This is a genomic window from Nocardia transvalensis (assembly GCF_015477765.1).
Classification (GTDB): domain Bacteria; phylum Actinomycetota; class Actinomycetes; order Mycobacteriales; family Mycobacteriaceae; genus Nocardia; species Nocardia transvalensis_A.
Window position 1 is genome coordinate 94,137 of record NZ_JADLQQ010000018.1, and the last position, 19,553, is coordinate 113,689.

Here is a 19,553-nt window from a genome sequence, read left to right on the forward strand (position 1 = left end):
ATCACTTGCGCGGCAACTGATTCGGCGGGGTCCCGGCCACTTCCATGGGCGTGGCCGGGTCGCCGCCGTGGGTGGTCGGTTGCGTGGTGTTCCGGTCGGCCACCAGCAGACCGGCCACGGTGGCGCCCAGCGACGCCGTCACGGCCAGCGCGGCGACCAGCTTGCGCCGTGACACCGGGGGCGCGCCGGCCGGGCGCGGCGTCGGCGCGGATCCGAACCGCACCCCGCGGACCCGCCGGGCCGAGGGCAGCTGCGTCGCCATCAATACCGCGCCGCGGGCCGAGACGAATTCCGGTTCCGGATCGTAGATATGCGGCAAATCCAGCAATTGCGAGAGGGTTTCGCGAATACCGGGGTTGCGGGTGCAGCCGCCCAGTAGCGCCAGCGTCTGCGGCGCGACACCGGTCTCCTCGATCATCTGTCGCACATACGACACCGAATGGTGAATCCCCGCGGCCACCAGATCGTCGAAATCGCTGCGGGTCAATACCATTCGCAACCCGGTCAGGGGATCGCTCGCGGTCAGGACGGGTGCGGTCGTCAGCGCCTCCTTGTAGGCGCGGCTGGTCGGCTTGTCGATATTCACCCCGCCGTGAGCCAGCCGCCAGCGCAGCAGTGCGTCGTGTCCGTCGCCCCCGAGCACCGTGCTGCGCCGGGTGGCCAGGATGGCGTCGGTGGTGCAGTCGGCCTCGGTGATGGTCAGTCCGGAGGAGCCCAGATCGTAGAGCACCACCGCGCCCTCGTCCGGCAGCTGGCCGCTGAACCGCAGATACCGCAGCTGGGCCACCGGCTCGTCGACGATGGTGAGGCGGCTGCGGCCCGCCGCGGCCCGGATGGCGTCGGCGTGCAGGGAGCAACGGCAGGTGACGGCGATGCCGGTGATGAATTCATCGCGGCGGGCCGCCGCCTCGCGCATCAGGTGAATGGCCTGGAAAACGGGCTCCTCGACCCCGCCGCCGGCCCGGCGGGGGACGGTGCAGCGGTCGATCGGGGGCAGATGTGGCTGGTCGGAGTGCGTCAGCATGGCGCGCGCACCCCCAGCGCCCGCTGATACCCCCAGGACCAGCACCATGGGTCAATGGTGAACCTTTTGTGGCGGGATGGGAAGACAGCACGGCGGTAATGTCGCTGGCCGGATGCTGAAAGGTTATGGGTCAGGCCCAGCGCGTCGGCGTGTCACCGGTGTCGAAGTCGCCGGCCGCCCGCCGGAACTCCGCCAGGAGCTGCAGCAGCAGTTGGAGCCGATCCGGCGGGAGTCCGGGCCGGGCGAAGACCTTCTCGTTCAGTTCCCGGGTGGCCTGGGCGACCAGTTCGCGCCCGGCGTCGGTGATCTCGATCAAGGTTGCTCGTCGATCGCTGGGATGTGGAACGCGTTTGACCAGCTGCGCTGCCTCGAGCCGGTCGACGGTATTGGTGACACTCGTCGGGTGAACCTGCAGGCGGGCGCTGGCCATCGCCATCGGCAGCGCACCCGTCTTACTGAAACTCAGCAGCGCCAGCAATTCGTACCGGGAGAACGTCAACCCCGAGGGCCGCAGCGCCTCGTCCACCCGCGCCATCACGATCTGCTGCGCCCGTACCAGCGAGGTGACCGCCGCCATCCCGTCCGCGACATCCCCCCACCCGTGAGCGGTCCACTGCCGGTGGGCCTCCTCGATGGGATCCAGGGGAAGCGGACGGGGTATTGCCATACGCCGAGTGTATTTCGTATTAACCCGAAATTTCCGACCCGGGCCCCATCCGAGCCGTCCCCCTTCCGATCATGCTGACGACAACCCTCGGCAGATCGGCCGCTCCCCGCAACCATGGACATCACCAGCGGGCGTGCCTGAGTGGCTAGGGAGCGGTCTGCAAAACCGTACACGCGGGTTCGAATCCCGCCGCTCGCTCTGTGTTTGTTGGCGCCGCCTTCGGCGTCGCGGGTTTGCGGCGCCCTGGTGGCTCGTCTTTCGAGGGCCGCTGCTTGCTCCTTCGTCGCGTACGCAGCGACCCTCGAAAGACGAGCCGCGCCGCAAACCGTGCGGGGTGACGTCGGTGCGGGTGGCCTCTTGTCATTCCGGCATGCTTCTGGCCGGAATCAGGACAGGCCCGAAAGGTCGCGTAGCACAACGTGGTTGCGGTCGGTGTGGGTGCCCAGGGTGTATTCCGGGAGGAGGCCGAAGTATTCGGCTCGGGTGCGGGTGCTCCAGCGGCGGGAGTTGGGGGTTCGGGTTTTGTAGAAGGTGGCCATGTAGCCGCCCTCGTAGAGGCGGAGCAGGGTGTAGCCGCCGGGGTATTCCTTGACGGCGGCGACTTCCAGGAATTCCACGGACAGGGGGATGTCGGGGCGGGTGCGGCGGTTGCGGTGGGTGTGGCCGCTGTGATGTAGGAAGACGCCGGGGGTGGATTGGTACAGCGACTGCAGTTGGTTGGCGTCGGTGCGGTTCAAGACGAAAGTCGGTCCGGCGATATTGGATACGGCCGAATCGAAGGTGATCGGGTGATGGCCGAACACCAGGGTCGGGCGGTCGGGGTCGGCGGTCAGGAGCTGTCGCAGGTGGTCGAACTGGTCCCGGTCGATGGATCCACCGACGGCATCTAGTTCGGTGGTGTCCAGGCCCAGCAATCGCAGGCCGCCGACGCGGTGCTCGGTCAGTGCTCCTCGGGGGATGAAGGATTCGCCCCAGCAATCATGGTGGTCGGCGTCGGCGACGGTCGGGCAGCTTGCATACTCCGCGCCGACGTGCGGGCGATCGTGATTGCCACGGGCGGCGAACCAGTCCCGGCCCGCCGCGCCCCAGGAATCCAAATGCCTTCGCACACCTTCGGATTGGTCAGGGGTGGCCTCGGCGGTCAGGTCACCGGCGAGGATCAGATGGTCCGCGCCGCGGTCCGGGCGGCGTAGATCGTCCAGCAGCGCCTCGAGCATGAGCTCCGGATACGGCGGCAACCCCGGCTCCTGTCGCACACCGGGCGGCAGCCCGGCCGCGATCAGTCCGCTCACCTCCTCCCCGAAATGCACGTCGTTGCCCAGGGCGAGCGTGCGCAGCAGGCGGCCCGGCGGGGGTGTCAGGGTCGTGAATGTGCCGACACATTCCGGCGATCCGGGCATTCTGGTCGCCCAATTCAATGCCGGAACGGCCCGGACGCCGTCCGACCACGCCTCGAAACGGTAGGTGCGCCCGGGTTCGAGGCCACCCACCTCGGCATAGTGGAACGGCGTGCGCTCGGTCTCGGAAGCGAAGACCACCTGCGCCGGGGCAGGCGAATCCGCCGGGGCCAGATGAACTTCCGTACCCGCCTCCACCGGCGCGAGATTCCCGGCCGCATCCGGTGCCAGCGTCGTCCAGGTGAACACGACCGAGGTGTCGGTGAGGCTGACCACCTCGAGATCCGTCGCGATCATCGAATGTGACTGTGCCCGAGCGGAACCGGCGGCTGCCATCGCCGAAAAAGGAACGGCGGCAGCGAGACCCAGCACGCTCAACATTCGCCGCCGATTCGGTCCGCAGCAACTCATGAAACCCTCCCACGTTCCGGCCGCCCATGCCGCCTGTGCACCTTACGGCGGATCGACCGGAGTGGCGCACCGGGCACGGGCTGACCGAGTAGGTTGGTTAGCCAAACCTCAGGCAGAGGATGTCCCGGCTCGAAAGGAGGGCCATGACAACGGCCCGATGGAAACTGCTGACCGGTGCGCTGGCGGCACTCACCGTGCTCGCAGCCACCACTGCCTGCACGAACTCACCCGACGACGGCAACGAGATCCTCGTCTACAACGCCCAGCACGAGTCGCTGACCAAGGAGTGGGCCACCGCCTTCACCAAGGAGACCGGCATCAAGGTGACCTTGCGCAACGGCGGCGACACCGACCTGGCCAACCAGCTGGTGGCCGAGGGCAAGGCCTCGCCCGCCGACGTCTTCCTCACCGAGAACTCCCCGGCGATGGCGCTGGTCGAAGACGCGGACATGTTCGCCGATCTGGACCCCGCCACGCTGGCCCAGGTGCCCGAGCAGTACCGCCCGTCCACCGGTAAATGGACCGGCGTCGCCGCGCGCTCGACGGTGTTCGTCTACAACAAGGCCAAGGTGCCCGCCGATCGGCTGCCAGCCTCGCTGCTGGACCTGCAGCAGCCGCAGTGGAAGGGCCGCTGGACCGCCGGCACGTCCGGCGCCGACTTCCAGGCCATCGTCGCCGCCCTGCTCGAGCAGAAGGGCGAGGACGCCACCAGGGCGTGGCTGAAGGGCATGAAGGACAACGCCCCGGCCTCGCAGAACAACACCACCGCCATGAAGAATGTGAACAACGGCCAGTTCGACGGCGCGGTGATCTACCACTACTACTGGTACCGCGACCAGGCCGCCACCAAGGAGAACAGCGGCAACACCGCGCTGCACTACTTCAGGAACCAGGATCCGGGGGCCTTCGTCTCCGTCTCCGGAGGTGGCGTGCTGAAGTCGAGCAAGAAGCAGCAGCCCGCGCAGAAGTTCGTCCAATTCATCACCGGTAGGACCGGGCAGCAGGTACTGCGTGACGGCACCTCGATGGAGTATCCGGTCGTCGCCGACGTGCCCGCCAATCCGGCGCTGCCGCCGCTGGACAGCCTGCAGGCGCCGAACATCGACCCGAGCAGGCTCGAGGCGAAGAAGGTCCACCAGCTGATGACCGAAGCGGGTCTGCTGTAGCCGTGGCGGCCGGGACGGCGGTGGCCTCCCGGGTCGGCCGACCCGGACGCGCGGTCACGGGTGTCGCGCTGCTGTTGGTGGCGGCGACGTTCGTGCCGCTGGGTTACATCGTGTCCGCCCTGTTCTCCACCGGCCTGCACGAGGCCGCCCAGCTGGTCTTCCGGCCGCGGGTGGGCGAACTGCTGCGCAACACGTCCGCCCTGGTGGCGTTCACGGTGCCGATCTGTGTGGTGCTCGGTGTCGGGCTGGCCTGGATCGTGGAGCGCACCGACGTGCCCGGCGCGAGCTGGTGGGGGCCGGTGCTGGCGGCGCCGCTCGCGGTCCCGGCCTTCGTGAACAGCTACGGCTGGGTCAGCGTCTTCCCCACGCTGCACGGGTTGCGGGCGGGCGTGCTGATCACCAGCATGTCGTATTTTCCGCTGGTGTATCTCCCGGCCGCGGCCACGCTGCGCCGGCTGGATCCGGCGGTGGAGGAGTCGGCACGGGCCCTGGGTTCGGGTCCGGTGGTGGTCTTCGCGCGAATTGTCCTGCCGCAGTTGCGGTTGGCAATTCTGGGTGGGGCGCTGCTCATCGCCCTGCACCTGCTCGCGGAATACGGTGCCTTCGTGATGGTGCGCTTCGACACCTTCACCACCGCCATTTTCGAGCAGTACCAATCGAGCTTCGCCGGTGCGGCGGGCAGCATGCTGGCCGGGGTCCTGGTGCTGTGCTGTCTGGTGCTGCTGGGTGCGGAGGCCGCGGTGCGGGGCCGTGCCCGCTACGCCCGTGTGGGCGGCGGTGCGCCGCGCTCGGTGACTCCGGTTCGGTTGGGGCGCACTGCGATTCCGGTCCTCGCGGTACTGGTTACGGTGATCGTGGCCGCGCTCGGCGTGCCGCTGTGGACTGTCCTGCGCTGGCTGCGAATCGGCGGCACGCAGGTATGGGATGCGAGTGATATCGCGCAATCGCTAGGGCAGACAGTGGCTTTGGCGGCTGCCGCCGCGGCGATCACCACCCTGTGTGCCTTCCCGGTGGCCTGGATCGCGGTGCGGTCCGCATCGCGGTTCGCGCGAGTCATCGAGGGCTGCAACTACATCACCAGTTCGCTGCCCGGCATCGTGATCGCCTTGGCAATGGTCACCGTGACCATCCATCACCTACCGGAGCTCTATCAGACCGCGGCCATGGTGCTGGCCGCATACACGCTGATGTTCCTGCCGCGAGCGCTGGTGAGCGTGCGCGCCGGATTGGCGCAGGTGCCGGTCGGGTTGGAAGAGGTGTCGCGGGCGCTGGGAAAATCGGGCGCCACCACGTTCATCCGGGTGACCCTGCGGTTGACCGCACCCGCGGCTGCGGCGGCCGCGGCCCTGGTCTTCGTGGCCGTGGCCACCGAGCTGACGGCGACGCTGTTGTTGGCCCCCAATGGAACCCGCACCCTGGCCATGCGGTTCTGGTCGCTGTCGGGCGAATTGGACTATGCGGCCGCCGCGCCCTATGCCCTGATCATGATCGTCGTGGCGATCCCGGTGACGTATCTGCTGTTCACTCAGTCCAGGAAGGCGGCCGGGCTGTGAGCCGTCTCGTCGTATCCGGCGTGTCGAAATCCTTCGGCCCTACCCGGGTCTTGGCCGGTATCGACCTGGACGTGCCCGACGGCACCGCGACCGCGGTCGTGGGCTCCTCCGGCTGCGGGAAGACCACGCTGCTGCGGGTGGTGGCGGGCTTCGAGGCGCCCGATGCCGGGTCGGTTTCTATCGGCGGGGAAATCGTTGCGCGCGAACGCTTCTGCAAGCCCGCCCACCGCCGCAACGTCGGTTATGTGGCGCAGGACGGCGCACTGTTCCCCCATCTGACGGTGGGGCAGAACATCGCGTACGGATTGGGTGGCCTGGGAGCGCGGCGGCATCGGCAGCGGGTGGCCGAACTGCTGGAGATGGTGTCGCTGGATGTGTCCTACGCCGATCGGCGACCGCACGAGCTGTCCGGTGGTCAGCAGCAGCGCGTCGCGCTGGCGCGGGCGCTGGCCCGCAAGCCCCGGGTGATGCTGCTGGATGAGCCGTTCAGCGCGCTGGATACCGGGTTGCGGGCCGCCACCCGCCAGGCCGTCGCCGAAACGCTGCGCGCGGCCGGGATGACCACCATCCTGGTCACCCACGATCAGGAGGAGGCCCTGTCGTTCGCCGAACAGGTCGCCGTCATGCGCGCGGGCCGATTCACCCAGGTCGGTTCGCCCGAGCAGGTCTACTCCGCTCCCGCCGATCTGTTCACCGCGCAATTCCTCGGCGACTGTGTGCTCGTGGACGGCGTTGTCGCCAATGGGGTGGCCGAGTGCGCCCTCGGCCACACGCCCGTGCAGGACGCCGCGCCCAGCGGTCCGGTCACCGTCATGGTGCGTCCGGAACAACTTGTGGCCCATGCCGTTTCCGGTCCCGACCGGAGCAGCGGAACCGTCCGCGCCGCCGAGTTCCGCGGTCCCGACGTGATGCTCACGATCGCCCTCGACGGCCGCCCGGACCCCATCCGCGTCCGCCGCGTCAGCATCGACGCCCCCACCGTCGGCGACCGCGTCCGCCTCGAAGTGCTCGGTACCGCGGTCGCTTTCGACTCCGACGGCTCGGTCGCCCGACTATCCGCAATCCGGCGTCGAGATCGTGCTCCCAGATCGGGGTATTCCATTCGGCCGGACCACCTTTGAGCCGCTCCGCACCCCAGATGGTCGACCTGAATCGGCACTCCGACCCCGCCGAGTGCGGTCACCAGTTCGGCGGTTTCCTCGATGGTCTCCGGCCGATCGTAATCCGACCGCTCCCGCCCGCGGACGCTGCTGCGCCCGGTGCAGATCACGGTGGCCCCGGCCTCCCCGAGCCCGGCCGCGATGCCGCGCCCCGCCCCTCGGGTGGCTCCGGCAACCAGGGCCACCCGCCCACGGAGGGCTGCACCATGCGGTGTCCGCTGCACAGGCCCAGTCTGGCACGGGATTCGGGGGTTCGGCCGCCGAAAAGATCACGCTGACCGTGCAAACCGAGGGCGTTCATTGCGAGCGGACCCGCCCGCCGCGCACCGTGAGCTCATGACCGCACACCCGAGGGAGGCATGACCATGGACGAATTCTCCACCGACGACAGCGAGTTCGCGTGTGATCGCGAGCGTCTGCGCGCGGCCTTCGACGAGATCATCGCGAATATCGAGGTGGCCGAGTCGCCGCCCGACTCCGAGCGGCACCGTCCGGCCAAATTCCTGGACACGGTGCGCAAACAGATCGAGGCCGTGCCGTTCTGGACCCGCCGTGGTTTCGACTACCGATCCGCCCGCGCCTATGTCGACGAACTCGCCGCCTACCGTCGCTACTCGAGCGGCAAGGCCCTGATCTACCTGATCCAGAAACAATGCCCCGAGGAACGACCCTGATCGGGGCTGAGCGGCCTGCTATGAAAAGAGCCCTGATCAGAGACACTGATCAGGGCCTTTCTGTGCATTCGGCGGTATTCGAAGCTGCGGCCCTAGAAATTTTCGGAGTTCTTGATGCAGTAGGCGATTTCGCTTGCCCATCCACCGGCCGCGCCCGAGGCACAGATGACGCAGCCGGCACCGGCGCTGACCGCGCACCCGATGGCGCAGGCGGCGCTGATTGCACTGATGACCCAGGTGGGCACGCCGGCCGAGGACAGGCACTTGTTCACACCGTCCCAATTCACCCCCACCCTGCGCAGGGTGCTGTCGCGTTCTTCGACGAACTTGTCGAACGCCCGCACCCCGTCGACGTCGACCTCGATGGTGCCCGAGTTCTCGTCCGCCGCATGAAGGCTCATCTGCACCGTCGACTGCGGACGCGCCGCGGTGTCGAAGAACTGCGAGATCGAGCTCCCCACCGTCGCCCCGTCGATGCGGGCCGTGACGATGAAGGACCCGTCTTTGCGTTTGACGACGCGCGATCGCGCCACATCGAAGGACTCACCCGCGCGAAGACGTGATTTGGCCGCGAACTCCGTGGCCGCCCGTGCGATCAGGATCGTTCTGAACTCCGTGTCCCGCACCGGGGCGTCGGTCCCTGCATCGCGAATAGCATCCTCCAGCCGATGCGTCCCAACCCCTGCATCCGCGGGCTGGGCCGAAGCGATCGGCTGAACTATTCCTGAGATCATGGCGCTGCTTGCCAGCAATATGAGCGCCAAAGCGCGAATCCGCATTTCTTCGTACCCTTCCATTGATCAGTCCGACAACAAGGTCCTCCTTTCGGAACAACCCCCCTCGAACTGCTGCGTCGGGCCGACGAGGGCCCGAGCTAGACGCTACGAGCGGCACCGGCAGCCGAGCGAGCGCCCGGCCGCCCCGGACGGACCGAACCCGCTGGCAGACCCCCCTTTCGGGCAGAACGCTTTCCGTCCTGACCGGACGACCTCACTTGCCGTGCAACAGATCCGACACCCCGCCCAACGACAAAAAGGCCCTGACCGGCTGATGCGCTGGTCAGGACCTTGTCTTCGGTGCCCTCGGCAGAATTCGAACCTGCGGCCTTCTGCGTAGCAGGTTCGAATCGTCGAAACCCCAGGTAGATGAGCCTTCTTCTGGTCTCGGGCTCCACGTCATTCTCCACTTACTCTCTACTTTGCTCTTTCTTGGAGGGCGATTTGTGGGCGCGTTGAACAGCGTGATTGAGCGCAGAGGCGTTGCTCGGGTGGGCCTTGAACCTGGCCATGTACGTGTCCTGGCTCATCGACGGCTTCAGGTGACCACCCTGATCGGCGACCTGGCGGGGTGTCAGCCCTGCGTTGTCCAGCTCGGTGAAGACCCAGCGACGGAACGTGGTGGTTGTGATCCAGTCCAGCCCCAATGCAGCCCGTACCCGGCGCCACTGCTTGTTGAAGTTGTCGGGGTCCCGCAGGGTGCCCGCGAGCGACGGGAACAGCACATCATCCGTCGTCTTCCCCTTGGCTGCCAGCCGTTCCCGGAGCATCGGGATGGCGAAGTCGGGTATGGCGAGCTCCCGGTTGCGGTTCTTCGGGTCGTCCTCGTAGCTGATTCGTTTGAGCCCCTTGCCCGGTATCCGGACGACCTTGCCGTCGATCCGAACGACCTTGCGTTCGAGGTCGACCCCGGACTCCTGAATACCGAGTAGCTCCGACTCCCGCAGCCCCGTGGCCGCGAACATGATGATCGGATCGACCAGGTCCGCGGACCTGCGGCACTCCGGGACAGTCGGGACTTTGTATCGAGACGGCTTCGGCTGGCCCCCCTTGCCCCGTTCAGGACAGGGGACGGTGGACTCCCGAAGGTCGCGCATAAGTTTGGCGATCTCCGGAGCCTCGATCGCACGGGGCTTGTCCGTCTTCGCCGAGGCGATCGGACTCGTCTCACGGACCGGGTTGACTTTGCCGAATCCCTGGACCAATCGGCAGGCCAACCCGAACATCCCGCGGAGAACGATCCGAGTCTTCTGAGCGTTTCCGACGCTGTGCTTCGTGCGGACCGTGTCCAGGAACTGCTCCAACCTGGGCGTGCTGTTGGCTTCCTGCAGCGTCGGTCCACCCAGGCCGGCGAGGATAAACTTCGAGACGTCGGTGTACCGAGCGATCGTGTCGGGAGTGGCTCTGGCGACGACGGCCGATCCGACCGCGACGCATACCTGCTACAGCGTTATCCTGCACGACCTCGGCTACCTTATGAACTGGTACAACATCGGGCGTGGACGAAACGACGAGCAGCATACCGGAATGCGTGGTCTCACCATCGATGTCACCGATACCCACCCTCCGGTGATCAGCCCTGTCGACGCGCTGAATCTGACCATTGGCACGAACGCGCGGAACGCCCGCCCAGAGAGCTGGTCCACGGAACCACCGACCGACGACGATCGACCAGTCGCAGCCCTTCTCGCCTGGTCTCCGAGCATCCCGCTTCCCGTCATAGCCGAATGGATCAGCAAAGTGCCAGCGTGGATCGACTGGGAGCGCGAGGGCGATCCGATGGTGTTCCACCCCGAGGACTGTGACCGGTTGCGACGTACCTTCGAAACCCTCACCGAGGGCGAAGTTGTCACTACTGCACGCATTCGCGCGTTCACTGACACCGGATGGCAACTAGCCACCGTGACCTCACGCCGCTACCCGGGAGAAATTGGTAACCGCTTGCATACTATCCGCATCGCCAAGGCGGAGGGATGATCTGGTGTTCCGCTAGCCAGGTTGTCTCATGCCGTGGCTACGCTGGTGAATTCCGGCGTCGTTCATCGGCGAACTCTGGCGGCCGCTGACCGGCGTGCAACATCAGCTTGGAACAGGATTGGATGTTCAGCGCACGAGATCAACGGAATGTTCACTCAACGACCGGGAAGCGAACAGTGTTGTGGTACAAGAGGACTCGCGCATCCCATCGACGCCAACTAAAGAACCGGCGGCGTTCGGCCCTGGGGCCGGTGGGCGCACTCCATTGACCACGCGGGCGCCGGTGTAGAGTGCGCTCGCCCACCGGCCCCAGGCGCCACGACCGAGCCATGTTCGGAGCTCGCCGAGCGTGCCACCACGTCTCCTTCCCGACTCATGGGCCTCGGACTGTAAACCTGGAGACCCTGCCAGGAAGTCGGACTCACTAGACCAATGTCTTGCGTCAACCTTCTGGCGGGCTCCGGGAGCGGTGGGTTGGCGAACATGCTGGCGGATCGGCTGGATCAACGCACGGTAATGCCGATTTTGGTGTGTCGTTTCGGCTGTCGCACAACGCGGCTGGGCAAATGGTGGCCATCGCTGTCGGCACGAGCCGCGGCGCCCAAAGGACTCGCGATGGCGGGAGTCGGGTCTAGACCGGTGTGAGTGCGGCCATGGCTTGATCGAGGAGGTCGGCGAACGGCCGGGTTTGCTCAGAGGCGATCCATACGGTCTTCGCGGCGGTGTAGCAAGAGGATGCGGCGCCGACGAGTGCTGCGGGCTGCGGGTCGAGATCGTCGTGGTTGCCGAGGCGTTCGCGGACCAGGTCGGTGAGCCGGTCCAGCACCGGCGTGACCCGTTCCAGGCTGGCGGCGGTCAGTCTGGGACTTTGTTGGACGACCTTTTCCATCGCGATGGCCCGGTCGTGGTGGGCCGGGTCTTCGAAGTAGTCGACCATGACGTCGAGCATCCGTCGCAGCGCCACCCAGATCGGCTCGTCGCCGGGACGGTCGGCCAGCGCCGCGACCAGCGCGTCACCCAGCAATTCGTACTCGCTGAGCACGAGTTCTTCCTTGGAGGAGAAGTAGCGGAAAAACGTCCGCCGCGACATCCCGGCGGCAGCGGTGATGTCGTCCAGCGTGGTCTCGTCGTAGCCCTGGGTGATGAACAAGTCCTGCGCGAGGGCCACCAGCTCGGCACGCAGCGCGCGACGGGTGCGTTCCCGGACGGACAACCGATCTGGCTGTGACATGCCTCCCAAACTAACACTTTGGCGCGCAAATGCCACTGAGTGCCATATATGCTCTATGGTGGCAATTGGCCGTTTTCATGAGCATACAATGCCGAACGGGCCTGCTAGATGAGATCGGTCGGCGATCCGCACGTAACGCGGGCAGACGCCACATCCGTAGTTCTTGTTGGTTTGCTGAATGAATCGCCTGGAGGTGGTTGTGATGCAGACTCGTTTCGACTACATCGTGATCGGTGCCGGTACAGCCGGGTGTGTGCTCGCGGCCCGGCTGTCGCAGGACAGCGCCGCCCGGGTGCTGTTGCTGGAATCCGGTCCTCCCGATACGTTGCCGGCGATCGCGCGGCCGTCCGCGTTTCCGGGTGGGTTGCTCGGCAGTGAGGTCGACTACGCGTATGAAACGGTCCCCCAGCCGGGCCTGGCGGGACGCACCGTCCCCTGGCCTCGCGGGCGCACGCTCGGGGGATCGAGCAGTATCAACGCGATGATCTACCTGCGCGGACATCCGAACGACTACGACCGGTGGGCCGAGTCCGGTTGTGTCGGCTGGGATTTCGAGTCCGTGCTGCCCTATTTCCGGCGAATGGAAACCGCGGCGGGGCGCGATCGCCGGTTTCGTGGCGACAGCGGACCCATGCTGCCTGCCCCGGCGGCGCCACCCAACCCGGTCGCGCAGGCATTCCTCGACGCGGCCGCCGCCACCGGGTATCGGCTCAGCGACGACCTCAACGGTGCCCACCCCGAGGGGGCGGGCTGGAACGATCTCGCGATCACCGGCGAACGCCGACAGAGCACCGCGGATGCCTACCTACGCCCCCTTCTCGGCCACCGCCGCAACCTCACTGTGGTCACCAATGCGTGTGCCCACAGGCTCGTGTTCGACCGCACCCGCTGTGTCGGTGTCGAATTCGAGCGTGACGGCCGACCGGAAACCGCCTATGCCGATGCCGAAGTGATCGTCAGTGCGGGAGCGGTGGACTCGCCACGGCTGCTGCTGTTGTCCGGAGTGGGCCCGGCGTCGAGCTGGAACAGGCCGGAGTCGCCGTGGTCCATGACCTACCCGGAGTCGGAGCCAACCTGCACGATCACGCACAGTGCTTCGTGGTGTGCGAGGCCCGTCGACCCATACCCGTGCAGGGCGAGGCGAGCGGCCTGCCCCAGGCGTCGATCTCGTGGCGCAGCGACCCAGGGCTGCCGGGCCCGGACATGCAGACGCTGATCAACACCGCGCGGCTTGCCGAGCTGGGCCTGCCGGTCCCCGGGAACACCTTCATGCTCCCGGTCTCCACCGTGCCCACCGCGCGCGGCTCGATCCGCCTCTCCAGCCCCGACCCGCACACCCCACCGGTGATCGATCCGAACTACCTCGGCGTCGACTCCGACATCCAACGCCTGCTGCATGGCATCCAGCGCGCCCGCGACCTCGTCGCCGCCGCGCCGCTGCAACCGTGGTTCGCCCGCGAGGTGCTGCCCGGCCCGGACATCACCAGCGAAGCCGACCTGCGCACCTACCTCGCCGACAACACGATGACGTACTGGCATCCGGTGGGCACCTGCGCGATGGGCGTGGGCCCGGATGCGGTGGTAGCACCCGATCTGCGCGTGCGCGGCCTGGACGGCCTACGAGTCGCCGACGCCTCGATCATGCCGACCATCACCAGCGCCAACCCCATGGTCCCCACCATCATGATCGGGGAGAAAGCCGCGGACCTCATCCGCGGCAACCAGCAGCAACCCAAGTCGATACTGCAGTCGGCTGCGACCCGTTGATCACCACTTCACAACTCGCCGGAGGAGGCGCGATGAACCTGACACTGGGACTGATCGGCAGCGGCCATATCGGCAGTTCCCTGGCCCGACTCGCCGTCGACGCGGGCATGAACGTCGTCCTGAGCAATTCCCGCGGCCCCGATAGCCTAACGGACAAAGTGGCCGAGCTGGGAGAGCACGCCCGCGCGGCCACCCCGGTCGAGGCCGCGCACAGCGACATCGTGGTGGCCACCATCCCCCTGGGCGCCTACACCAGCCTGCCCGCGGCGGCCCTGGCGGGCAGGACGGTGATCGACACGATGAACTACTACCCCGACCGCGACCGCCGCATCCCCGAACTGGACAGCCAAGCACTGACCTCCAGCGCGTTGGTGCAACACCACCTCGCCGACTCACGAGTGGTCAAGGCGTTCAACAACATCGACTCCCACCGCCTGGTCACACTCGCCCGGCCCGCCGGCGCCGCCGACCGTAGCGCCCTGCCCATCGCGAGCGACCAAGCCGCCGCCAAGGCCGAGGCCGCGCACCTGCTGGACCTGCTCGGCTACGACGCGGTCGACATCGGCACCCTGGCCGACAGCCGGCGCAGCGAACCCAACACGCCCCTTTACAACCCCTATCTCGGAGCACCACCCGAAGGAATGAAACAGCAAGCGGCGCAACGCTGGTTCCTCGAGTCTCCGGGAGTTCCCGTGCCCGCCGCCCGGATCACCGAACTCGCCGATGCCGCCGTCCGCGGCCCGGCCGGCGGCACCAGACCAGCCTGGGTCACCGTCGATAGCAACTGACACACCGGACATCGAAGCCTCTGGACACACCGGCACGGACCACACACTAGGTAGCAACGGCTCCGGCTGAGCACTGCCGGGGCCGAACTCGCACGCTGTTCGCATCCCATCCGGCTGGTGACCCCGTACCGGACAAGCGATGCACATTCCGTGTGTTCGGCCGAACGCACCATAATGCCGCTGGTCGGTCGGTAGTCGTAGCGGGATCGCCTGCGCTGAAGGATGTCCGGAAGTGCCGAGGAGCGTGCATTCAAGTGGGCGCACACTTCTGTCGGCTGCTGGATGTGACGTCGCAAGTTCAGTACTGCTGGTGGTTGATGCCAGTTGTGATGAATACCCACTCAGGGCGTGTTCGGCGTCTACGGTCGTGTGGCGTCCTCGACGTCGGCGTATTCGATTTCCCCGAAGAGCAAGGAGGTGTTCAGGAAGGATCCGATGACCCGTTCCCGCGCGCTGGTTACCTTGGTCGTCGACGACACACCGGCCTCGAGCTCGAGCAATTGCCGATCGATTGGCCAACCGAGCGCGGCGGCGCGCTCGGACGACGCGTCGATCGACGGAACTCGGACCACGATCGCGAACGGTCCCTCGCCACGCTCGGCCAACACGGCGCGAAGAGCGTCCGCGGCGGGCAAGTCACCATACGGTGCCGCGAACTCGAGTCCGGCATCCCACGAAATCAGCGCACGGACACCGGCGGACTCGTTGAAAACTTCGTCGAATGTTGTCTCGAACAGCTCGCTCATCTGCTTGACGTAACGCGGCAGATTTTCCGGCTCGACGAGCCAGGTAAAATGATCGATGCGGTTCTTCGCAGGCATGATTTCCCTCCATGGATCCGAAGTTCTATGTGCTGGCAGCCCGGTAATCATGATCTTGCTGTACCGAGTCCAGGGGGAGGGAGAGTTTTTCCTGGTAACGCCAGTCCTACCCTCGACTTCGACCAGAAAAACGACGAGCGGCGCGCCCCAGGATTCGCTGCGCTCCGACGGGCCCGTCGCGAACGTCACAATACGGTTGGTCTTGCGTCAAACCCTTGGCAGCATGCCAGGGTCCGCAACCTGGATGCCAGATTGGCGGCCCGACCACGGTTCAGTACGACGCGCGATAATGCCGCGACCCGCGCGGGGTCTTCTGGTCGCTGGGTGTTCGCGCGCATCGGGAGGGATGGCTACCTCACCCGATATCGACGTCGCCTTCGCTGGTGACGACTCGTGCTGCGGCTGGCCTCGGCCGCCTACCTTGCCCGCTACACCGGCACCTCCCGGAAGCACTGCACGTCGGATCTGCGCCTGCATTTCATGTGGTGCAGCGAGCATCAACTCACGCCGCTGGCGATGATCCGCAGGCAGATCGAACGCTACGTCGGCTGGATGCGCGAAGTCCGACGCTACAAACCCGCCACGGTCGCCAGGAGGATGGCGGTGGTCGCCGGGTTCTACCGCACCTGCCGTCATCGACGGCGTCCTCGAGCACTCGCCGGCCGAATACGTCCGGCGGCCAAGGGTGGCGAACGAGTCTCCGACACTAGGACTTTCGCATCTACAGGTCGAGGCGTTGCTGTCGGCGGCGCGGGACTCGGCCAATCGGTTCGACTTCGCGCTGGTGGTGATGCTGGGCCTGCTCGGGCTGCGGATCTTCGAAGCCTGCGGATGCGACATCGGCGATGTCGGAGAAGAACACGGTCACCGAGTCCTGCGCGTGGTCGGCAAGGGCAGCAAGATCGTCTTGATCCCGCTCCCGCCAGCGGTCGGGCGCGGCATCGAGCGTGCGATCGGCGACCGCGACATCGGCCCGATCCTGTTGAACTCCAGGGGACGGCGGATGGATCGGCACTGCGCCACTCCTTCGTCACCACCATGCTCGACGCCGGGGTCGATCTACGCGATGTCCAGATCGCCGCCCGCCACGCTGACCCGCGTACCACCATGCGCTATGACCGTGCCCGCACCAACCTCGACCGCCACCTCAACTACGTCCTCGCCGCCTACATGGCCTCGGGCACATGACAAGTCAACAAGCGGACATGCCGAGAAGCGCGCATCCGAGCGGGACACGCGGTTCTGCCGACTGCAGCAACGCCGCAGAAGCTCGGTCACAGGAGAGCTTCGTAGTCGGCGACTGCTTCGGGGGTGAGTCGTAGAAGGGCGTCCCACGGCGTCCGGTGCATCAATCCACTGTCGGTGGAAGCTTGTCGCGCCATGTACACGTCGAGACCTACTGATTGCTGCTATTTCCTTTTTTCGGATGGCGAAGGTGGTACCGCCGTTACCAGGAAGAACTGTCCCTTACAGGCGCTCGCGAGCCGCAGCAGACTGGTGTCCGACACCACCGGTGCCTGCACATTCTTCGACGTCTAAAAGAGGTAAGGAGAAAGGGTAGAGCTATGGCTTTCGAGATTCGCAAGGTGACCGTCCTCGGAACCGGAGTGCTGGGTTCACAGATCGCGTTCCAGGCCGCGTTCCACGGGTTCGACGTCACCGCCTACGACATCGACGAGGACGCCCTCACCGCCGCCCGCGATCGCTTCGCCGAGCTCGCGGCGATCTACCGCGACGAGGTCACCGGCGCGGCCCCCGGCGCCGCCGACAAGACGGCGTCGAGCATCGTGCTCAGCTGTGACCTCGCCCACGCGGTTGCCGACGCCGATCTGGTCATCGAGGCTGTGCCCGAAGTTTCGGCTATCAAGCAGGACATCTTCAAGCGATTGAGCGAGCTGGCACCGGAGCGGGCCATCTTCGCCACGAACACGGGACATTTGCTCCCGAGCGAATTGAAGGACTTCACCGGGCGTCCGGACAAGTTCCTCGCGCTGCACTTCGCCAACGAGATCCGCACGCGCAACACCGCCGAAGTCATGGGGACGCCCGAGACCGATCCCGCGGTGTATCGGGCGGTCGTGGACTTCGCCGCGGCGATCGGCATGGAGCCGATCGAGCTGCACAAGGAAAAGGCGGGATTCTTGCTCAACTCGATGTTCATCCCCTTCATGAACGCTGCTCTGGGCCTTGCCGTGGACGGATACGCCGAGCCGGAGATGATCGACAAGACCTGGCGGATCGGCACGCGGGCATCGATGGGCCCGTTTCAACTATTGGACATCATCGGTTTCACCACCGCCTACAACGCACTCGTTTCCGGTAACGAAGACGAGCAGCGGTTCGCGGCGTGGCTGAAGGAGAACTACATCGACCAGGGCAAGCTCGGCGTCGCCACCGGTGAGGGCTTCTACCGGTATCCCGCAAACAACACCACAGCGGCCTGACGGCCAGGATCGGTGGCCCTGTCGGCACGCCACGCTCGGTATTCAGCACCGCCCGAACAGCAGCCGACAAAAGCCGCCGGTCGTCTCGAGGCAGCGTGTTGTCGCGTCGAGTCCCGGGGAGGAGAGTTTTCCTAGGAAAACTGTTCCCGCTCTCGTCATAAGAAATGCCGATACGCTCGAGCAGTGGTCCTGCTCGCTGACCGATGAGGGTGGCTATCAATCAGAAGGCCAACCGGTCGTAGACGTATTCGTCCAGTGGCGATGAGGTAAAGATCAAGCTCAACCGTTCTCCCGTCGTCGAGACCGAACCAGAGACAGTTAGGAGCAAGACATGCTTTGGAACGATGTCTATGTAGGAGGCACTGGGCGGTTTTTGCCGCCCCTTGTCGACGCATCCTCCCTCCTCGACAATGCCGACGAACATGTCGATCCCAGCGCCCTCGAACTCTCCGACTACCAATCATTCTCGGCCTCTCCGGATCTGACAGCACCGCAGATGGCCGCTCGCGCTGCAGCCGGGGCGCTGCGCCATGCCAACTGCGACAATGCCGACGTCACCATGCTGATCTACGCATACTTCGACGAGCAAGAGCATCTCACTCCCGCATGCCATCTACAGCGCGTCCTTTCGATCCCCGACGCGATCTCGGTCGAGCTGGGGAACGCCAGCAACGGCGGTGCCGCCGCAATCGAAGTGGCCGCCGGACACGTGCGTATCGCCCCCTCGGGATCTGCCGCGCTTGTCACTGCCGCCAGTCGATTCCAGTCCCCACGCTGGCGGCGATGGCATCCCGCCTTGAGCTCGTTCCTTGCCGATGGCGCCGCGGCCGTTGTTCTGGCCAAAGATGGCGGATTTGCCCGCCTCATTTCTACCGCGCACACTTCGGCTCCCGAACTCGAACATCTGGCTACCATCACCAAGGACGGCAAGTCGAGCGGGCCGTTACTCCTCATGGAGGAAAATCTCGAACCCCACCAGGCAACTCTCGCACGGGGAATGCAAGACACCGCCTCCCAAGCCTTGGAAGAAGCCGACATCAAACCTAGCGACCTGACCCGCATGGTTGTCACCGGCTTGGGACTCGCTCCGCTGTCCGCGCTCGTTCTGGAACCATTAGGCATCCCAGTCGACCGGACCACATGGTCACTGCAACGTCAGCTCGGCCACGTCGGTTCCTGCGATCAGCTGATCGGACTCGACCACGTCATCCGCGAAGAATCGCTTCGGCCCGGAGACACCATTCTGGTTTTCGGCTCGGGCCTAGGCTTCCGCTTCACCTGCGCCGTACTCGAAATCACCGAACAATCCACGGCCACAACCGCATGACACGGACATGTCGGATTGTCCAGGAGAACTTCACCCTGGACCGCTAGGACCGCCGCACTGCTGCGGTGATCTCTAGGTGGTTGATGCCTTCCCCAGGCTCAAAGCGGGAACGTGCTTGTTAGAGACGTGCGGAATGTGAATCCGGAGAACACTGAAGGAAAGTTTCTTGTCGGTGATCGAGACGACCAGCGCTGCTCGGGCCGACGTGAGAGCTGAAGAAACGAACCGAAAGAGGATTACCGCCATGAGTGGTACCGCTACCGGGCGCTCGAAGGCGCTGATCTTGATCTCCTCGGCGCGGGAGGTGCCGTTGGGCGAGCCCGCCGGAACCCGCCTGTCGTCGGGGTTTTTCCTGAGCGAGATGGGCCCC

The 19,553-nt window shown here is 65.9% G+C and carries 19 protein-coding genes, 1 tRNA gene and 1 pseudogene; 12 read left to right on the forward strand and 9 right to left on the reverse strand.

The annotated features are described in order from the left end of the window. Position 1: 1 nt before the first annotated feature. Entirely contained in the window at positions 2 to 1,072 is a 1,071-nt protein-coding gene (locus IU452_RS36930; RefSeq protein ID WP_195113916.1) for an Hsp70 family protein, read from the reverse strand. An 82-nt stretch (positions 1,073 to 1,154) separates the two neighbouring features. Continuing rightward, a complete protein-coding gene (locus IU452_RS36935) occupies positions 1,155 to 1,691 on the reverse strand; it encodes a MarR family winged helix-turn-helix transcriptional regulator (protein WP_195113917.1) in 537 nt (178 codons plus the stop codon). A 127-nt stretch (positions 1,692 to 1,818) separates the two neighbouring features. Here IU452_RS36935 and IU452_RS36940 point away from each other — a divergent pair. Further along, a tRNA-Cys gene (locus IU452_RS36940) sits at positions 1,819 to 1,889 on the forward strand. 188 nt (positions 1,890 to 2,077) lie between these two features. Here IU452_RS36940 and IU452_RS36945 read toward each other — a convergent pair. Next, on the reverse strand, positions 2,078 to 3,385 hold the full coding sequence (locus tag IU452_RS36945) for a metallophosphoesterase (RefSeq protein ID WP_228819368.1): 1,308 nt from the start codon (positions 3,383 to 3,385) through the stop codon (positions 2,078 to 2,080). A 257-nt stretch (positions 3,386 to 3,642) separates the two neighbouring features. On the opposite strand from IU452_RS36945, the gene IU452_RS36950 reads away from it, so the two are divergent. The 3 genes from IU452_RS36950 to IU452_RS36960 are packed head-to-tail and all read left to right on the forward strand — an operon-like array spanning position 3,643 to position 7,339. Then, a complete protein-coding gene (locus tag IU452_RS36950) occupies positions 3,643 to 4,665 on the forward strand; it encodes an iron ABC transporter substrate-binding protein (protein ID WP_195113919.1) in 1,023 nt (340 codons plus the stop codon). Between the two features lie 2 nt (positions 4,666 to 4,667). Continuing rightward, positions 4,668 to 6,218, forward strand: a complete 1,551-nt coding sequence (locus IU452_RS36955) for an ABC transporter permease (RefSeq protein WP_195113920.1) — start codon at positions 4,668 to 4,670, stop codon at positions 6,216 to 6,218. Next, complete coding sequence (locus tag IU452_RS36960) at positions 6,215 to 7,339, forward strand: ABC transporter ATP-binding protein (RefSeq protein WP_195113921.1); 1,125 nt, start codon at positions 6,215 to 6,217, stop codon at positions 7,337 to 7,339. Before IU452_RS36955 ends, IU452_RS36960 begins: the two co-directional genes overlap by 4 nt. Here IU452_RS36960 and IU452_RS39720 read toward each other — a convergent pair. After that, positions 7,269 to 7,602, reverse strand: a pseudogene (locus IU452_RS39720) (short-chain dehydrogenase); the annotation flags it as partial. The gene IU452_RS36960 and the pseudogene IU452_RS39720 sit on opposite strands and share 71 nt — an antisense overlap. Positions 7,603 to 7,737: 135 nt before the next feature. Between IU452_RS39720 and IU452_RS36965 the strand changes: the two are divergent. Next, positions 7,738 to 8,052, forward strand: coding sequence for a hypothetical protein (locus IU452_RS36965; protein WP_195113922.1), 315 nt, complete (start codon positions 7,738 to 7,740; stop codon positions 8,050 to 8,052). Positions 8,053 to 8,144: 92 nt separating this feature from the next. On the opposite strand, the gene IU452_RS36970 is transcribed toward IU452_RS36965, so the two are convergent. Beyond that, positions 8,145 to 8,849 carry a hypothetical protein gene (locus tag IU452_RS36970; RefSeq protein WP_195113923.1) on the reverse strand — a complete coding sequence of 235 codons (705 nt, stop codon included), beginning with the start codon at positions 8,847 to 8,849 and terminating at the stop codon, positions 8,145 to 8,147. Positions 8,850 to 9,238: 389 nt separating this feature from the next. Next, positions 9,239 to 10,033: a tyrosine-type recombinase/integrase gene (locus IU452_RS36975; protein WP_195113924.1), complete on the reverse strand. Its 795-nt coding sequence runs from the start codon at positions 10,031 to 10,033 to the stop codon at positions 9,239 to 9,241. Positions 10,034 to 10,226: 193 nt separating this feature from the next. Between IU452_RS36975 and IU452_RS36980 the strand changes: the two genes are divergently transcribed. Next, positions 10,227 to 10,805 carry a hypothetical protein gene (locus IU452_RS36980; RefSeq protein ID WP_195113925.1) on the forward strand — a complete coding sequence of 193 codons (579 nt, stop codon included), beginning with the start codon at positions 10,227 to 10,229 and terminating at the stop codon, positions 10,803 to 10,805. Between the two features lie 631 nt (positions 10,806 to 11,436). On the opposite strand, the gene IU452_RS36985 is transcribed toward IU452_RS36980, so the two are convergent. Continuing rightward, on the reverse strand, positions 11,437 to 12,036 hold the full coding sequence (locus IU452_RS36985) for a TetR family transcriptional regulator (protein WP_195113926.1): 600 nt from the start codon (positions 12,034 to 12,036) through the stop codon (positions 11,437 to 11,439). A 202-nt stretch (positions 12,037 to 12,238) separates the two neighbouring features. Here IU452_RS36985 and IU452_RS38735 point away from each other — a divergent pair, with 202 nt between their 5' ends. From IU452_RS38735 to IU452_RS36995, 3 genes are read left to right on the forward strand one after another with little or no spacing between them, the layout of a single operon-like run. Beyond that, entirely contained in the window at positions 12,239 to 13,252 is a 1,014-nt protein-coding gene (locus IU452_RS38735) for a GMC family oxidoreductase (protein WP_228819369.1), read from the forward strand. Beyond that, positions 13,240 to 13,803, forward strand: coding sequence for a GMC family oxidoreductase (locus IU452_RS38740; RefSeq protein WP_228819370.1), 564 nt, complete (start codon positions 13,240 to 13,242; stop codon positions 13,801 to 13,803). Before IU452_RS38735 ends, IU452_RS38740 begins: the two co-directional genes overlap by 13 nt. A gap of 32 nt (positions 13,804 to 13,835) precedes the next feature. Further along, on the forward strand, positions 13,836 to 14,591 hold the full coding sequence (locus tag IU452_RS36995; RefSeq protein ID WP_195113927.1) for an NADPH-dependent F420 reductase: 756 nt from the start codon (positions 13,836 to 13,838) through the stop codon (positions 14,589 to 14,591). Between the two features lie 359 nt (positions 14,592 to 14,950). Here IU452_RS36995 and IU452_RS37000 read toward each other — a convergent pair whose 3' ends face one another. Both IU452_RS37000 and IU452_RS38745 read right to left on the reverse strand, forming a co-directional pair. Next, complete coding sequence (locus IU452_RS37000; protein ID WP_195113928.1) at positions 14,951 to 15,412, reverse strand: hypothetical protein; 462 nt, start codon at positions 15,410 to 15,412, stop codon at positions 14,951 to 14,953. Positions 15,413 to 16,133: 721 nt separating this feature from the next. Beyond that, on the reverse strand, positions 16,134 to 16,427 hold the full coding sequence (locus IU452_RS38745) for a hypothetical protein (RefSeq protein ID WP_228819371.1): 294 nt from the start codon (positions 16,425 to 16,427) through the stop codon (positions 16,134 to 16,136). Positions 16,428 to 16,450: 23 nt separating this feature from the next. Between IU452_RS38745 and IU452_RS38750 the strand changes: the two genes are divergently transcribed. The 3 genes from IU452_RS38750 (at position 16,451) to IU452_RS37015 (ending at position 19,183) form a co-directional block, all read left to right on the forward strand. Continuing rightward, entirely contained in the window at positions 16,451 to 16,600 is a 150-nt protein-coding gene (locus IU452_RS38750; RefSeq protein ID WP_228819372.1) for a hypothetical protein, read from the forward strand. A gap of 377 nt (positions 16,601 to 16,977) precedes the next feature. Next, positions 16,978 to 17,856, forward strand: a complete 879-nt coding sequence (locus IU452_RS37010) for a 3-hydroxyacyl-CoA dehydrogenase (RefSeq protein ID WP_195113929.1) — start codon at positions 16,978 to 16,980, stop codon at positions 17,854 to 17,856. A gap of 331 nt (positions 17,857 to 18,187) precedes the next feature. Next, complete coding sequence (locus tag IU452_RS37015; RefSeq protein ID WP_195113930.1) at positions 18,188 to 19,183, forward strand: ketoacyl-ACP synthase III family protein; 996 nt, start codon at positions 18,188 to 18,190, stop codon at positions 19,181 to 19,183. The last annotated feature ends 370 nt before the right edge of the window (positions 19,184 to 19,553 follow it).

Coding starts and splice junctions, on each gene's coding strand:
- IU452_RS36970 (WP_195113923.1), bottom strand. CDS start 8,849: ATGGAAGGGTACGAAGAAATGCGGATTCGCGCTTTGGCGCTCATATTG.
- IU452_RS36985 (WP_195113926.1), bottom strand. CDS start 12,036: ATGTCACAGCCAGATCGGTTGTCCGTCCGGGAACGCACCCGTCGCGCG.
- IU452_RS37010 (WP_195113929.1), top strand. CDS start 16,978: ATGGCTTTCGAGATTCGCAAGGTGACCGTCCTCGGAACCGGAGTGCTG.
- IU452_RS36995 (WP_195113927.1), top strand. CDS start 13,836: ATGAACCTGACACTGGGACTGATCGGCAGCGGCCATATCGGCAGTTCC.
- IU452_RS36945 (WP_228819368.1), bottom strand. CDS start 3,385: ATGATCGCGACGGATCTCGAGGTGGTCAGCCTCACCGACACCTCGGTC.
- IU452_RS38750 (WP_228819372.1), top strand. CDS start 16,451: ATGCTCGACGCCGGGGTCGATCTACGCGATGTCCAGATCGCCGCCCGC.
- IU452_RS36935 (WP_195113917.1), bottom strand. CDS start 1,691: ATGGCAATACCCCGTCCGCTTCCCCTGGATCCCATCGAGGAGGCCCAC.
- IU452_RS36930 (WP_195113916.1), bottom strand. CDS start 1,072: ATGGTGCTGGTCCTGGGGGTATCAGCGGGCGCTGGGGGTGCGCGCGCC.
- IU452_RS36965 (WP_195113922.1), top strand. CDS start 7,738: ATGACCATGGACGAATTCTCCACCGACGACAGCGAGTTCGCGTGTGAT.
- IU452_RS38740 (WP_228819370.1), top strand. CDS start 13,240: ATGCAGACGCTGATCAACACCGCGCGGCTTGCCGAGCTGGGCCTGCCG.
- IU452_RS37000 (WP_195113928.1), bottom strand. CDS start 15,412: ATGCCTGCGAAGAACCGCATCGATCATTTTACCTGGCTCGTCGAGCCG.
- IU452_RS38735 (WP_228819369.1), top strand. CDS start 12,239: ATGCAGACTCGTTTCGACTACATCGTGATCGGTGCCGGTACAGCCGGG.
- IU452_RS36950 (WP_195113919.1), top strand. CDS start 3,643: ATGACAACGGCCCGATGGAAACTGCTGACCGGTGCGCTGGCGGCACTC.
- IU452_RS37015 (WP_195113930.1), top strand. CDS start 18,188: ATGCTTTGGAACGATGTCTATGTAGGAGGCACTGGGCGGTTTTTGCCG.